At 29.7% G+C, this 17,151-nt stretch carries 10 protein-coding genes; 9 read left to right on the forward strand and 1 reads right to left on the reverse strand.

Annotated features, from left to right (window positions below; all coding sequences use genetic code 11):
• Window positions 1-155: 155 nt before the first annotated feature.
• The 4 genes from secA to IC219_RS10600 all read left to right on the forward strand — a co-directional run bounded on the left by secA (window position 156) and on the right by IC219_RS10600 (window position 7,764).
• Complete coding sequence (secA, locus tag IC219_RS10585) at window positions 156-2,498, forward strand: preprotein translocase subunit SecA (RefSeq protein WP_227830841.1); 2,343 nt, start codon at window positions 156-158, stop codon at window positions 2,496-2,498.
• Between the two features lie 416 nt (window positions 2,499-2,914).
• Complete coding sequence (locus tag IC219_RS10590) at window positions 2,915-4,786, forward strand: cell wall-binding repeat-containing protein (protein ID WP_227830840.1); 1,872 nt, start codon at window positions 2,915-2,917, stop codon at window positions 4,784-4,786.
• A 99-nt stretch (window positions 4,787-4,885) separates the two neighbouring features.
• Window positions 4,886-5,599, forward strand: coding sequence for a PIG-L family deacetylase (locus IC219_RS10595; RefSeq protein WP_227482111.1), 714 nt, complete (start codon window positions 4,886-4,888; stop codon window positions 5,597-5,599).
• A 32-nt stretch (window positions 5,600-5,631) separates the two neighbouring features.
• Window positions 5,632-7,764: a cell wall-binding repeat-containing protein gene (locus tag IC219_RS10600; RefSeq protein ID WP_285894554.1), complete on the forward strand. Its 2,133-nt coding sequence runs from the start codon at window positions 5,632-5,634 to the stop codon at window positions 7,762-7,764.
• A 43-nt stretch (window positions 7,765-7,807) separates the two neighbouring features.
• Here the strand turns inward: IC219_RS10600 and IC219_RS10605 are convergent, their stop codons facing one another.
• Window positions 7,808-8,215, reverse strand: a complete 408-nt coding sequence (locus IC219_RS10605) for a GtrA family protein (protein ID WP_227830839.1) — start codon at window positions 8,213-8,215, stop codon at window positions 7,808-7,810.
• A gap of 227 nt (window positions 8,216-8,442) precedes the next feature.
• Between IC219_RS10605 and IC219_RS10610 the strand changes: the two genes are divergently transcribed.
• The 5 genes from IC219_RS10610 (at window position 8,443) to IC219_RS10630 (ending at window position 17,080) form a co-directional block, all read left to right on the forward strand.
• Window positions 8,443-10,854 (forward strand): cell wall-binding cysteine protease Cwp84, encoded by a 2,412-nt coding sequence (locus IC219_RS10610; protein ID WP_227830838.1) that lies wholly within the window; start codon window positions 8,443-8,445, stop codon window positions 10,852-10,854.
• A gap of 209 nt (window positions 10,855-11,063) precedes the next feature.
• Window positions 11,064-12,641: a cell wall-binding repeat-containing protein gene (locus IC219_RS10615; RefSeq protein ID WP_227830837.1), complete on the forward strand. Its 1,578-nt coding sequence runs from the start codon at window positions 11,064-11,066 to the stop codon at window positions 12,639-12,641.
• Between the two features lie 108 nt (window positions 12,642-12,749).
• Entirely contained in the window at window positions 12,750-13,901 is a 1,152-nt protein-coding gene (locus tag IC219_RS10620) for a DUF5009 domain-containing protein (protein ID WP_227830836.1), read from the forward strand.
• Between the two features lie 248 nt (window positions 13,902-14,149).
• A complete protein-coding gene (locus tag IC219_RS10625; RefSeq protein ID WP_227434449.1) occupies window positions 14,150-16,174 on the forward strand; it encodes an N-acetylmuramoyl-L-alanine amidase in 2,025 nt (674 codons plus the stop codon).
• Window positions 16,175-16,393: 219 nt separating this feature from the next.
• Window positions 16,394-17,080 carry a sugar transferase gene (locus tag IC219_RS10630; protein WP_227434450.1) on the forward strand — a complete coding sequence of 229 codons (687 nt, stop codon included), beginning with the start codon at window positions 16,394-16,396 and terminating at the stop codon, window positions 17,078-17,080.
• Window positions 17,081-17,151: the final 71 nt, after the last annotated feature.

Below are 17,151 nucleotides of genomic sequence, written 5' to 3' on the forward strand. Positions count from 1 at the left end.
ATTAGCCTCTTTTCACTGTGAGAAATACTTAAAAAATAAGATGTAACTATTTATTTAAGTATCATTATTATACTATACCTTAAAATAAATGTCTACTATTCAATCATTTTAATGTATAATAGTAAGTAGAAAATAAATTAGGAGGTAAATTAAATATGTCAGTTTTAGATGTAATACTAGACAAAAAAGATGAATTAGAAATTAAAAAATTAAATAATATAGTAGACAAAATAGACGCTTTAGAAGATAAAATACAAATATTAGATGATGAAGCATTAAAAAATATGACAAATGTATTTAAGGATAGATTAAGTAAAGGAGAAACCTTAGATGATATATTGCCAGAAGCTTTTGCTGTTGTAAGAGAAGTATCAAGAAGGATATTAGGTATGCGCCAATATAGAGTTCAATTAATAGGTGGAATAGTGTTACATCAGGGAAAAATAGCAGAAATGAGAACCGGAGAAGGAAAAACTCTAGTGGGAGTAGCTCCAGTTTATTTAAATGCATTGACAGGTAAAGGTGTGCATGTTATCACTGTTAATGATTACTTAGCTCAACGTGATAAAGAACTTATGCAGCCAGTGTATGAATTTTTAGGGTTAACAGTAGGAGTAATTATTAATGGACAAGAACCAGTAGAACGAAAATTGCAATACCAATGTGATATTACTTATGGTACAAATAATGAGTATGGATTTGACTATCTAAGAGATAATATGGTGACAAGAGAACTAGATAAAGTTCAAAGAGAACTAAACTTCGCTATAGTTGATGAAGTTGATTCAATACTTATAGATGAAGCTAGGACTCCACTTATAATTGCAGGAGAAGGTGATGAAGGCACTAAATTATATGAACTTGCAAATGCTTTTATAAAAACTATAAAAGATGAAGACTTTGAAATGGATAGAAAAGATAAAACTATAGCCCTTACTGCAAGTGGTCTTAGTAAAGCAGAAAAATTTTTTGGAATAGAAAACATAACTCACATAGATAATATCGAGATATTTCATCATGTAAATCAGTCTTTAAGAGCACATAAATTAATGGATATAGACGTTGAATATGTTGTTAGAGATAATGAAATATTAATTGTAGACGAATTTACAGGAAGAATAATGGATGGAAGAAGGTTTACAGATGGTCTTCATCAAGCAATTGAAGCTAAAGAAGGTGTAAAAATAAATGATGAATCAAAGACTATGGCGACTGTAACTTTTCAAAATTTCTTTAGGTTATATTCTAAATTATCAGGTATGACAGGTACAGCGAAGACTGAAGAAAGTGAATTTGAAGATACATATAAGATTAATGTTGTTCAAATACCTACTAATAAGCCTGTTATAAGAGCTGATTTGCATGATAAAGTGTTTAAAACAGAACGTGCAAAATACAATGCTGTTGTGGAGGAAATAATAAAGATAAATAAAACTAAACAACCAGTGCTTGTAGGAACAGTTTCTATTGAAAAGTCTGAAAAATTATCTACGTTGCTTAAAAAGAAAGGTGTAAAACATGAAGTCTTAAATGCTAAACAACATGATAAGGAGGCTGAAATAATATCTAAAGCTGGTAAATTAGGTTCTGTTACAATTGCTACTAATATGGCAGGTAGAGGAACAGATATATCACTTGGAGCAGGAGATAAAGTAGAAGAAGAAAAGGTGAAAGAATTAGGCGGATTGTATGTTATAGGTACTGAAAGACATGAGACAAGAAGGATAGATAATCAGCTTAGAGGACGTTCAGGGAGACAAGGTGATCCTGGAACTTCTAGATTCTTTGTAAGTTTAGAGGATGAAGTAATAAAATTATATGGTGGAAAAAGTATAGAAAAGATATTAAAAAGAATGAATGCAAATGAAGATGAAGCACTAGAGAGTAAGTCTTTAAATAGAGCTATAGAAAGAGCTCAAAAAGGTATTGAAGGTAAAAACTTTGAACAGAGAAAAAATGTTCTTAAATATGATGATACTATTAATGAACAAAGAAAAGTAATATATAATGAAAGAAACAAGGTATTAAGTGGTTCAGATATTGAAGATGAAATACAAAAAATGGTTATGGATATTATTTCAGATGCAGCTGAAAAATATCTAAAAAAAATTAGAGATTATCATGGATATTTTAAATATCTATATAATACTTTTATGCCAGCAGATACACTATTAATCCCAAATTTAAATGAAAAGAGTGTTGAAGAAATAGTAATTCAAACTTATCAAATTTCAAAACGTGTTTATGACCTTAAAAAAATGATGGTTGGAATTGAAGAATTAGCACAGTTAGAAAAAAGAGTATTACTTCAAGTTGTGGATACTTATTGGGTTGATCATATAGATGCCATGGACCAATTAAGACAGTATATAGGTCTTAAATCCTATGCACAGAAAGATCCTTTTAAAGAATATGCTATAGAAGGTTATGATATGTTTGAAACTTTAAATAAGAATATCAGAGTAACTACAGTGCAATATCTATATAAATTTAACTAAAAAAGTGACCTTTTAGGTCACTTTTCATACATTAATATCATAGTATAATTTATTTTATAATTATAGCACTTGTAAATAAAATTTATATTAGTGAAAAAGAGGCTGAACGTCAGCCTCTTTTTCTGTGTGAGAAATACGGAAAAAAGAGATGCTTGAAATTTCTTTCTTCCATTTAATATTATACTATAAAGATAATAAAAAGTCTATGAGTTATATGTATGATTAAAAAAAAAAATTACAATTTTGTTACTTTTTAGTATACAAAAATAAATTCAAATTAATGTTTATTAATTCTCCTTAATAAAATATCCAAATATTACAATATCTACAGTTTATTGAAATAATATGTAAATTATATTATAATTGGTAAATAAGGAAAAAATGATGAAAAATTGAATTTTTTAGGGGGAAATACTATGAATAGAAAAAATCTTTCTATAGTTCTGGCAGCTGCAATGATAAGTACATCAGTAGCTCCAATTTTTGCTGCAGAAACTACACAAGTAAAGAAACAAACAATAACTAAAAAGGAAGCAACAGAATTAGTTTCAAAAGTTAGAGAACTAATGGCTCAGAGATATACAGGAGGTTCTCAAGTTGGACAGCCAATATATGAAATAAAAGTTGGTGAGAATTCATCAAAATTAAAAGTAATAACTAATATAGATGAATTAGAGAAATTAGTAAATGCTTTAGGAGAAAATAAAGAGCTTCTTGTTACTATATCAGATAAAGGGCATGTAACAAATAGTGCAAATGAAGTAGTTGCTGAAGCAATTGAAAAATATGAAAATTCAGCAGACCTTTCAGCTGAAGCTAATTCAATAACAGAGAAAGCTAAAACTGAAGCTAATGGGATTTATGGTGTGGCAACTGTGGAAGCTTCCTATGATAGTACAAGAGATAAATTAGTAATAACTTTAAAAGATAAGACAGATGTAATAACTTCTAAAACACTAGAAATAGGTATTGGTGATGAAAAGATTGATTTAACAGCAAATCCAGTTGATATAGCAGGAACAAACTTAGACCCTTCTGCAGAAGGATTTAGAGTAAATAAAATAAATAAATTAGGTGTAGCAGGAGCTAAAAATATTGAGGATATTCAATTAGCTGAAATAACTATAAAAAATAGTGATTTAAATACAGTTTCACCACAAGATTTATATGATGGATATAGATTAACTATTCAAGGTAATACAATATCAAATAGTGCAGGAAAATCAATTAGTGATATTTCAGCAAAAGATTCAGAAACAGGAAAGTATAAATTCACTGTTAAATACACTGATACATCTGGGAAAGCGATAGAACTTACTGTAGAAAGTACTAACGAGAAAGAGTTAAAAGATATAAAAGATGCATTAGATGGAAATACAAAAGTTAATTTAATAGCTGGAGAAGATAGATATGCAACTGCTGTAGCTATAGCAAAACAAACAAAATACACTGACAATATAGTTATAGTTAATTCAAATAAATTAGTTGATGGATTAGCAGCAACGCCACTAGCTCAATCTAAAAAAGCACCTATATTGTTGGCATCTGATAATGAAATACCAAAAGTAACTTTAGATTATATAAAAGAAATAATTAAGAAAACTCCATCAGCTAAAATATATATAGTAGGTGGGGAATCAGCAGTATCGAATACAGCTAAAAAACAATTAGAATCAGTAACTAAGAATGTTGAAAGATTAGCTGGAGAAGATAGACATACAACTTCAGTAGCAGTAGCAAAAGCTATGGGTTCTTTTAAAGAAGCATTTGTAGTAGGTGCAAAAGGAGAAGCTGATGCTATGAGTATAGCTGCTAAAGCTGCTGAACTTAAGGCTCCTATAATAGTAAATGGTTGGAATGATCTCTCATCAGAAGCTATCAAGTTGATGGATGGAAAAGAGATTGGCATAGTTGGTGGTTCTAATAATGTATCTAGCCAAATTGAAAATCAACTTGTTGATATTGATAAAGATAGAAAGGTTCAAAGAGTTGAAGGAGAAACAAGACATGATACCAACGCTAAAGTTATAGAAACATATTATGACAAATTAGATAAACTATATGTAGCAAAAGATGGATATGGAAATAATGGTATGCTAGTAGATGCATTAGCAGCAGGTCCTTTAGCAGCTGGGAAAGGTCCAATACTTTTAGCTAAAACTGATATAACAGATTCACAAAAGAGTGCTCTTGATAAAAAATTAAATCTTGGTGCAGAAGTAACTCAAATAGGTAATGGGATTGAATTGACTGTAGTTCAAAAAATAGGCAAAATACTGGGATGGTAATAATCAACAATATAGAAAAGGATTCCTTATTATTTATAGGAATCTTTTTCTATCGACATAATAATTAAAGTATAACTTGCTCTTGACAGATAGGAGGATATGATAGTGATAGAAGCAACCTTGTTTTTTTCCCCACACCAAGATGATGAAACATTAAGTATGGGTAGTGCAATAATTGAACATGTAGAAAAAAGCGATACACATGTTATATTATGTACTGATGGTAGTAAGTCAATAATAAGAAAAGTATTAGATGATGGAGGGTCATGTTCTTATCATATTAAAGATATACATAAATATTCTTTATCAGAAAGTGATTTTTCAAAAAATAGAGATGAGGAATTTAAAGCTAGTTGTAAAGCAATGGGAGTCAAAGAAAATAATATACATATAGAAAATAACAGAGCTCATGATGGAGAATTGAGTAAAGAAAAAGCAAGAGAGATAATACTAAAATATTTAGAAAAATATCCTGATGCTAAAGTGAAGACAGTTACACCATATAAAGCTCTTGGAATACATGAAGATCATAGAGCATTAGGTGAAGCTGCATTAGAATTGTATAAAGAAGGAAAAATAAAAGATTTAAGATTTTATGTAGAACCATATGATTATAATGATTTCAAAAAAGTTAATCCAAATGTTAGAGTATGGAAGGTTTTGAGTAGTCAAGAAGAGAAATTATTAAATGCTATGGATGCATACAAGAAATGGAACCCCGAAAATGGGAACTACGCAATTGGATATCATTCTGTTAAATCTCACTTTGATGAATTAAAATCCAATAAAATCCAATATGTACATGCTCCATAAACATTAATATAAAAACTAGGAGGATATAGTTAATGAAAATATCAAAGAGAATAATGTCATTGTTGACAGCCACTTTTTTTATCTTTGCATTATCTATCAATATAGCTGATGCTTCATCAAAAGAGAGTCTAGTAGGTTCTGGTAGATGGGAAACTGCAATAAAAATTAGCCAAAATGGATGGAAAGAAGCTACTAATGCTATACTAGTAAATGATAATTCTATAGCTGATGCATTATCTGCAACTCCATTTGCTAAATTAAAAGATGCACCTATTTTATTAACTCAAAGTGATAAATTGGATAGTAGGACTAAAGCAGAATTAAAAAGACTAGGTGTAAAAAATGTGTATTTAATTGGAGGTATGAATACTCTAAGCACTAATATTGAAAAACAATTAAAATCAGAAAATATGACGTTTGAAAGAATTTCAGGAAATAGTAGATATGAAACATCTTTAAAATTAGCTGAAAGACTAGATAAAGAAAAGAGTATTTCTAATATAGTTGTAGTTAATGGAGAGAAAGGGTTAGCTGATGCAGTAAGTGTGGGTTCTATTGCTGCACAAGAAAATATGCCAATTATACTTTCAGATCCTAATAATGGAATAAAAGTTGCAAATAACTTTATTAGCAGTAAAAATATAAAGAAATCTTATATAATTGGTGGTACATATTCTGTATCTAGCTCTATTGAACAGAGTTTACCTAATGCAAAAAGATTATCTGGAAATAATAGAAATGAAACTAACGCAAAGGTTGTAGAAGAATTTTATAAAGATACAGATTTAAAAAATGCTTATATAACTAAAGATGGTATGAAAAAACAAAGCGATTTGATAGATTCTCTAGCTGTAGGTGTATTAGCAGCTAAAAATAGCTCACCAGTTGTATTAGTAGGAAATGCACTTGATTCTAGCCAATATGATGTGTTAAATACTAAAAGTTTTGATAATATTGTGCAAGTAGGTGGAAATGGAAATGAAGATGCTGTAAAGGATATACTTGATTTACAAGAAGAAACTATATATAGAGTTAAGACAGCAGATGAATTAGCTGTTGCTCTAAGAAAAGCAGATGCGAATGACATTATAACGTTTAAACCTGATGATAATAAAAAAATCACTAGTTCATTTAGTATAGAAACAAAAAAAGCTATAACTGTAGAACTTGAAGGATTATATACACAAACAATAACTGTAAATATGCCAAATGGAGAATTAACTAATAAGGGCACATTAGATGGAACTGTGAAAATAATGGATATAAAAAATGGTACATTTATAAATGAAGGTGAGATAAATGATATTGACCTTTATGATTCAAATGGATCTAAAATAGAGAATAAAAGTGGTGGAGATATATGGGTTTTAACTATATCTAGTAGTGCTAAAGATGTAAATATAGAAAATAAAGGTGATATAAGTAAAGTTACAAATAATTCCACTAGTGTTATAATAAAAAATTCAGGAAATATTGATACTTTAGGTGGGATTAGTACACCATCAATAAGTGGAAATAAACCTAGAGTTGATGATACAGATAAAGATGAAAAAAGGGCAAGTGGAATATATCCTACTTCAGAGCCTTTATCATCTCCAAAACCAGGCTATATAAACGTAAAAATATTCACTAAACCTGAAGATACAAATTACAAAATTTATTATAGAGTAGTAAGCAGTAGACCATCTGCATTATATATTGGAGATAGAATAGATACAGGTGACTGGACTGCTGTGCCATCTTCTGTTTTACCATTCACTATTAAAGCAGAAAATGGATATTATATAGAAGCTGTTGAAATAAATTCTGATACTAAGAAAGTATCTAGATGGGGAAAATCTGACTATATAGATGATGGTTTTTATTTAAAGTCAGAAACTGCAAAAGGGCTAAGTGCAGATATAGATTTTGATGGTGATTATGTTAAGCTAACAGCAACAGGTGCTGATCCTGGATGTACGGTTTATTATAGAATAGTATCAAAGAAGCCAGCATCAATGAACGTTGGAGATAAAATCACTATATCTAACTGGGATGAAATTACAACTAATAGAGTAAAGATAGAAGCAAAGGATGTAAAAGAAAAATATATCGAATTAGTTGAATTAGATGATTCTACTAATAAAGTTACTAGATGGGGAGTAAGTGATAAAGTAGTAGAATAGGATGTTTAACATAAAAAATAAAAACAGACTGTATCTTAATTGATTAGTCTGTTTTTTGTTTCCTAAAAATTATCATTTTACTAAATAAATAATTTAAAACTATAACAACTATATTAGTAAAAATCTTCACCATAACATCATTTACAAAAAGTAAATCAATCATTATATACATAATAACCATTTCTATAATACCAGAAATCAACCTAAAACTAACAAAAGACAAAAACTCCCTAAATAAAAATTTTAACTCAACTCTTCTGCTTTCAAATACGAAAAACTTATTAGTAACATAAGCAAATAAAACAGCAAGAATCCATGCCAAAGCATTTGCAACCATAAAATTAAATGAAATAACTCTAGTAAAAAATAAATAAGAAACTATATTTACAAGGTTAGTAAATGCTCCAAAAAATAAATATAATATTGTCTCCTTATGTTTTTTAAAAATCAAATATAACCCTCCTAAACCAACAAAATATAACTATCTTTAAAGATACTAACACATTTTAGTATAACACATTCATTAACTAATCAATATATTGTAAAATATAATAAAAAATAAACTTATAATATTTTACAGTTAATATTCACCAATAATCCATATTTTATCAAAATAAAATATGACCTCGATTTAGAAATCTGATATAATAAAAATTAAATACATACAAGGGGGTAAATATGAGAAAGTACAAATCAAAAAAATTGTCAAGCCTACTGGCATTGTTGACAGTTTGCTTTTTAATAGTGTCAACAATACCTGTCTCAGCAGAAAACAATAAAACTCTAGATGGAGTAGAAACTGCAGAGTATTCTGAAAGCTATCTTCAATATCTAGAAGATGTCAAAAATGGAGACACAGCAAAATATAATGGAGTAATACCAGTTCCACATGAAATGGAAGGTACAACACTTCAAAATAAGGGAAGAAGCAGTCTTCCATCATCATACAAAGCAAGTGCAGCATACAATCCAATGAACTTAGGATTGACTACACCAGCAAAAAATCAGGGAGACCTTAATACATGCTGGGCATTTTCTGGTATGTCAACTTTAGAATCATATTTAAAGTTAAAAGGATATGGAACTTATGACCTTTCAGAAGAACACTTTAGATGGTGGTCAACTGGTGGAACACATGGATGGAACTTAACAGATATGACAGGTAGTTCAAATGTAACAGCTATAGGATATTTGACAGCATGGGCAGGGCCTAAATTAGAAAAAGATATACCATATAATCTTAAATCTGAAGAGCAAGGAGCAACTAGACCTTCAAATATGGATACTGCACCTACACAATTTAATGTGACAGATGTTGTACGTCTTAATAAAGACAAAGAAACTGTAAAAAATGCTATAATGCAATATGGCTCAGTGACATCAGGGTATGCTCATTATTCAACATATTTTAATAAAGATGAAACAGCATATAACTGTACAAATAAACGAGCAACTTTAAATCACTCTGTGGCAATTGTAGGATGGGATGATAATTATTCAAAAGATAACTTTGCTTCAGACGTTAAGCCAGAATCAAATGGAGCATGGCTAGTAAAAAGTAGCTGGGGAGAGTTCAATTCTATGAAAGGGTTCTTCTGGATTTCTTATGAAGATAAAACTCTACTTACAGACACAGATAACTATGCAATGAAATCAGTATCAAAACCAGACAGTGACAAAAAAATGTATCAACTTGAATATGCTGGTCTTAGCAAGATAATGTCAAATAAAATAACAGCAGCAAATGTATTTGATTTTAGTAGAGACTCTGAAAAACTTGACTCAGTTATGTTTGAAACAGACTCTGTAGGAGCAAAATATGAAGTATATTATGCACCAGTAGTAAATGGAGTTCCTCAAAACAACTCAATGACAAAACTTGCAAATGGAACAGTATCATATTCTGGATACATAAATGTACCTACTAACTCTTATAACCTACCAAAAGGTAAAGGAGCAATAGTAGTAGTTATAGACAACACAGCAAATCCTAATAGAGAAAAATCTACTTTAGCATATGAAACTGATATAGATGCATATTATTTGTATGAAGCTAAAGCAAACTTAGGTGAAAGTTACATACTTCAAAATAATAAATTTGAGGATATAAATACATATAGCGAGTTCTCTCCTTGTAACTTTGTTATAAAAGCTATAACAAAAACATCTTCTGGACAGGCTACTTCAGGAGAATCTTTAACTGGAGCTGACAGATATGAAACAGCAGTTAAAGTTAGTCAAAAAGGATGGACTTCTTCACAAAATGCAGTACTAGTAAATGGAAATGCAATAGTGGATGCTTTAACAGCTACACCATTTACAGCAGCAATTGATTCTCCAATTCTTTTAACAGGAAAAGATAACTTAGATTCAAAAACTAAGGCAGAGTTACAAAGATTAGGAACTAAAAAAGTTTATCTAATAGGTGGAGAAAATTCTCTAAGTAAGAATATACAAACTAAACTTAGCAATATGGGCATATCAATAGAGAGAATTAGTGGTAGTGATAGATACAAGACTAGTATATCATTAGCTCAAAAGCTAAATAGTATAAAATCTGTTTCACAAGTTGCAGTGGCAAATAGTGTCAATGGACTTGCAGATGCAATAAGTGTTGGTGCAGCAGCTGCTGACAACAATATGCCAATAATACTTACTAATGAAAAGAGTGAGTTACAAGGGGCTGATGAGTTTTTAAATTCATCAAAAATAACTAAGTCTTATATAATTGGTGGTACAGCTACTTTATCATCAAGCTTAGAAAGTAAGCTTTCAAATCCAACAAGACTTGCAGGAAATAATAGAAATGAAACTAATGCTAAGATAATAGATAAGTTCTATACTAATTCAGATTTAAAATATGCTTTTGTTGTTAAAGATGGTTCAAAGAGTCAAGGTGACTTAATAGATGGACTAGCAGTAGGAGCATTAGGTGCTAAAACTGATTCACCAGTAGTTCTAGTTGGAAATAAATTAGATGAAAGTCAAAAAACTGTACTTAAATCTAAGAAAATAGAAACTCCAATTAGAGTTGGTGGAAATGGAAATGAAAGTGCTTTTAATGAATTAAATAATCTTTTAGGAAAATAATAATGTTAAATGTTTTATAGTTTAAAAAATATTTAATATTGCTTTAAAAATATATAAAGGAAATAAGCCCTAACCGTTAATATGGTTGGGGCTTATTTCTTGAGAAATTTTTATAGATAAAAATGTAATAATTTTAAACTGTAAAATAGTGTAAAGATATTCTATAATATAATATAGTAAGATTTTAAACGAAATAAGGGGGTAATAAAATGAAAGCACCAAAAACTATTTTAACAATATTGACAATAGCGCTTACTTTAAGTGGGATTTCTATAACTTCATCATATGCACTTACAGAGGAAAAATTAATAGGTGAAGGGAGATATGAAACTGCTGTAAAGATAAGCCAAAAAGCATATAGTTCTAGTAATAATGCTGTATTAGTCAATGATAGCTCTTTGGCTGATGCTCTTTCAGCTACACCATTTGCAAAAGTTAAGGGAGCTCCAATACTTTTAACAGAAAGCAATAAACTGGATGATAGAACCAAAACAGAGCTAAAGCGTTTGGGAGCTAAGGATATTTATTTAATTGGTGGGACTGCTGTGTTAAACAAGGATATAGAGAATCAATTAAAAAGTGATGGATTAAATGTAGAAAGAATTAGTGGTAATGATAGATATGAAACTTCATTACTTTTAGCAAATAAACTAAAAGATATTAAAGATGTTAAGGAGGTAGCTGTTGTAAATGGCGAAAAAGGGCTAAGTGATGCTGTAAGTGTTGGGGCACCTTCTGCTCAAAATAATATGCCTGTAGTATTATCTAGTCCAAAGAATGGAGTAGAAGCATTTGAGAAATTTATAAAAGATGAGAAAGTTATAAAGGCATATGTAATTGGAGGTACAAATTCTGTTTCAAGAGCTGTAGAAAAAAGCCTCCCTAATGCAGAAAGATTGAGTGGAAAGGATAGAAATGAAACTAATGCCAAGGTTATAGAAAAGTTTTATTCTGATGTAGATTTAAACAATCTATATGTAACTAAAGATGGAAGTAAAAATGAAAATCAACTTATTGATTCATTGGCAGTTGGAGTATTGGCAGCAAAGAATGAATCACCTGTTGTTTTGGTCGGTGATAAACTAAATACAAAGCAAAGGGATATACTTAGTACTAAAAAATTAAGTACTGTAACACAAGTTGGTGGAAATGGAAATGAAGAAGCTTTTAATGAAATTAAGACTTTACAAGATAAAACTATCTTTGAAGCTAAAACCGTTGAGGAATTAACTAATATGATAAATATTGCAAGTCCTAATGACATTATTAACTTTAATCCAAAAGAGGATACTGTAAATGAAGCTTTTAGAATGATAACAAATAAGCCAATAACTGTGAATATAAAAGGTGATTGTTCAAAGACTATCACTATTGATATGCCTAATGGTGAGGTAAATAACTATGCTACTTTAGTAAATGTTATAGTGAGAAATATTGGAGAAGGTGGATTTAACAATCATGATACAATAACTATATTGTCAGTTCGTGACAAAAATGGTAGAGTTATAGAAAATACTAGAAATTCAGATATAGAAACAATGATGATATTGGCATCTGCTAATGATACAAAATTGATTAATGATGGTTATATAGGAAAGCTTATAGATAACTCATCTAATAGTGACATCACTAATCATGGTACTATAGACAAAAAAGTAAATCAGGTTGAAGATTTAGAAGCTAAGGTTGATTCAATTGAAAAAGCTATAGATTCTATAAGCCAGAAAATTAATAAGATACAAGATATATTAGATAAACTTGGATTTCTAAAGAAATTTCTTAACTAAAAAGATGTATATTTAAGAAAGCTATATTTTATATTTATATTTGAAAATATATAGTTAGATTGATTCATAGCTAAAGATAAATATACAATTAAATCTTGGGGAGGTAATATGGAGAGTGGATTTGAAGGTAAATTAGATACAAAAATTATGAAAAATAGAGTTAAATCAATTGATATAATAAGAGGGCTATCAATAGCCCTCATGATAGTTTGCAATAATCCTGGGACTTGGATGAGAATGTATCCACAACTTAGACATGCTATATGGCATGGTGTAACACTTGCAGATTTTGCATTTCCTTTCTTTGTTATATCCTTAGGTGTTACAATTCCAATATCAATAAACAGTAAACTAAAGAATAGTAAATCTACAATACGAATAATAATAAGTATATTTAAGAGAAGTATTTTACTAATGTTGTTTGGATTTTTCTTAAATTACCTAGGAAATCATGACTTAAGTACTGTAAGAATACTTGGGGTGCTTCAACGTATGGGATTAGTATACCTTGTAACTAGTCTAGTGTATTTACTACTAAAAAAACTGAATGTAGGAAGCACTGCAACTATAATTACTTTCTTATGTATATCTGCATTTATCATAGTGGGATACTATATAGTGGCAAAACCATATGGATTTGAGTTAGAAGGTTCTCTTGCACAATTAGTGGATTTCCATTTTTTCAAAGGACATTTGTACAAGCCAGAGTTTGAACCAGATGGATTTTTAACAAGTATAGTAGCAATTTCTTCAGGTATGTTGGGTTGTACTATGGGGTGTGTACTTCTAAAAGAAAATATAGGACAGTATAAAAAATTCTTCAAAATATTAATTATGAGTATCATTTTACTTATATGTGCTTTTGCTTTTAATCAATATTTTCCATTTAATAAGAGATTATGGTCAAGTTCATTCGTACTTTTAATGGCTGGAAGTTATGGTATTTTATTGGCAATATTTTACTTTATATGTGACATCAAAAATAAAAGCAAAATATTTACTCCAATAATAGCACTTGGAAGTAGCCCTATTTTTACATACATGTGTCTTGAAATATTGAGCCATGTGTTTTGGAATTTACCAAAACTTACTGATAAAGTAGATTATCCTACTACTTTGGTGGAATGGACTACATATGAATTTATAACACCTTGGGCAGGTACAACATGGGATTCTCTTGTATTTTCTCTCTTGTATGTATTGTTTTGGGTTATAATAATGTCGTTTATGTATAAAAAGAAAATATTTATTAAAATTTAATGTAGTGTTTTGTTTAAAAAAATATTTCTTTAATTTGTTCAAATATGCAGAAATTCTCAGTAATAATCCAGTTTTTCCCTAGCGAAAATTAAAAAAACATGCCATAAAAGATTACAAAAAGATTACAATTTGTAATCTTTTGTGCTATAATGAAAAAAGATTTACATAATATTGAATTTATGTAATATAAAACAAGTTCAAGAAGAATTAAATAAGATTTAAATATCTAAAAATCTAGGGGGGATACGATGAAAAAGAGAACAAAATTATTAGCAACAGGAATGTTGTCTATAGCAATGGTGGCACCAAACGTGGCTTTAGCAGCGGAAAATACTACTGCAAATACAGAATCTAATTCAGATATTAATATAAATTTACAAAGAAAAAGTGTTGTGTTAGGAAGTAAATCGAATGCAAGTGTAAAGTTTAAAGAAAAATTAAATGCTGATTCAATAACATTAAACTTTATGTGTTATGATATGCCACTTGAAGCTACTTTAAATTACAATGAAAAAACAGATACATATGAAGGTGTAATAAACTATAACAAAGACCCAGAATACTTAAATGTATGGGAACTTCAAAGCATAAAAGTAAATGGTAAAGATGAACAGAAGGTTTTAAATAAAGAAGATTTAGAATCTATGGGATTAAATCTTAAAGATTATGATGTTACACAAGAGTTTATAATAAGTGATGCTAACTCAACAAAAGCAGTGAATGAATATATGAGAAAAACTTCTGCACCAGTAAAAAAACTTGCAGGAGCTACTAGATTTGAGACAGCAGTTGAGATAAGTAAACAAGGATGGAAAGATGGAGCTAGTAAGGTTGTAATAGTTAATGGAGAACTAGCAGCAGATGGAATCACAGCTACTCCACTTGCTTCTACATATGATGCACCAATATTACTTGCAAATAAAGATGATATACCAGAAAGTACAAAGGCTGAATTAAAACGTCTAAACCCAAGTGATGTAATAATCATAGGTGATGATGGTTCAGTTTCACAAAAGGCAGTATCTCAAATAAAATCTGCTGTAGATGTAAATGTAACTCGTATTGGTGGAGTTGATAGACATGAAACATCTTTACTTATAGCAAAAGAAATCGATAAGTATCATGATGTTAATAAGATATATATAGCAAATGGATATGCTGGTGAGTACGATGCTCTTAATATTTCATCAAAAGCAGGTGAAGACCAACAACCTATAATATTAGCTAATAAAGATTCTGTACCAGAAAGTACATATAATTGGCTATCTTCACAAGGTTTAGAAGAAGCTTACTACATAGGTGGAGACCAAAGTCTATCATCAAAACTTATAGACCAAATATCTAAGATAGCAAAAAATGCAACTTCAAAAAACAGAGTATCTGGAGCTGATAGACATGAAACTAATGCGAAGGTAATTAAGACTTTCTATCCAGATAAAGAATTGAGCGCAATGTTAGTTGCAAAATCTGATATAATAGTTGACTCAATAACAGCAGGACCTTTAGCAGCTAAGTTGAAATCTCCAATACTTATAACTCCAAAAACTTACGTTTCTGCATACCATAGTACAAACTTATCAGAAAAAACAGCAGGAACAGTATATCAAATTGGTGATGGAATGAAGGATAGTGTTATAAGTTCTATAGCATCTAGTTTATCAAAACACAATGCACCAACAGAACCAGAAAATCCAGGTTCAGCAGCAGGAAAAACTGTAGTGATAGACCCAGGTCATGGGGGTTCTGACTCAGGAGCAACAAGTGGATTAAATGGTGGAGCTCAAGAAAAGAAATATACTCTTAATACAGCACTAGCAACTACTGAATATTTACGTTCAAAAGGTATAAATGTTGTTATGACTAGAGATACAGATAAAACAATGGCTTTAGGAGAAAGAACGACATTATCAAACACTATAAAGCCAGATTTATTTACAAGTATACATTACAATGCATCTAATGGAGCTGGTAATGGTGTGGAAATTTTTTACAAAGTAAAAGATAAAAATGGTGGAACAACTAAGACTGCTGCATCAAATATATTAAAAAGAATATTAGAGAAATTTAATATGCAAAATAGAGGAATCAAGACAAGAACACTTGCTAATGGAAATGATTACCTATATGTATTAAGAAACAATAAATATCCTGCAATACTTGTAGAATGCGCATTTATAGACAATAAGAGCGACATGGACAAGTTAAATACAGCAGAAAAAGTAAAGACAATGGGAACTCAAATTGGAATAGGAATAGAAGATACAGTAAAATAAAATAAAAAATATTAAAGCAAAATATATCATCTCCTGTTATAATGTAAAATATAGCAAGAGATGATATATTTTTGCAAAGAATCAAATTGTTTACAATGACGTTTATTGTATTGATAAACTTCTCATTATTGAGTATAATATAGAAATAAGTCAAAAATAAGATAGAAATACGTTGAAATTAAGAATTTAAAAATTTTTTATTCCAATATGGAGGTAACTATGTCTGGATATACTAATGATGAATGTGAAATACCTAAAGTTACAAGCTATCCAGGGGCAGATAAAGAAATTGCAAGTGAGATTGACTATAGCATAGTAAAAGGCACAGTGTTGTTTGACTTGTACCAAAGAGTTGTGGATTTAGTTTTATCTATATTAGGACTTGTAGTAGGTTTACCTTTAATAGCAATATTTGGAATTCTTATTAAAATAGAGGACAAAGGACCAATAACTTATAAGCAAGAAAGACTAGGAAAATGCGGGAGAAGATTCTATATATATAAATTGAGATCTATGAGAACAGACGCAGAAAAATTTGGCGCACAATGGGCTGAAAAAGATGATCCTAGAATAACTAAGGTTGGAAAGTTTATTAGGAAAACTAGAATTGATGAGATTCCACAGCTGTTTAATATATTAAAGGGGGACATGGGCTTAATAGGTCCTAGACCAGAGAGACCAAACTTTACTGTTCAATTTAATGAGGAAATACCTGGATTTATCAACAGGCTTGCTATAAAACCTGGACTTACAGGTTGGGCACAAGTAAATGGTGGATACGAAATCACTCCTGAAGAAAAACTTAAAGAAGATATTTACTATATAAAAAATAGGAGTATATTACTTGACTTTAAGATACTCTTTAAAACTGTTAAAGTAGTATTGACAGGAGACGGAGCTAGATAATTTTAAAATATTAGATTATTAATCAATGAAAAAGCTCTTTAAAAAAGAGCTTTTTTATTGTCAAAAAATAC

It is taken from the genome of Clostridioides sp. ES-W-0018-02 (assembly GCF_020658175.1).
Classification (GTDB): Bacteria; Bacillota; Clostridia; order Peptostreptococcales; family Peptostreptococcaceae; genus Clostridioides.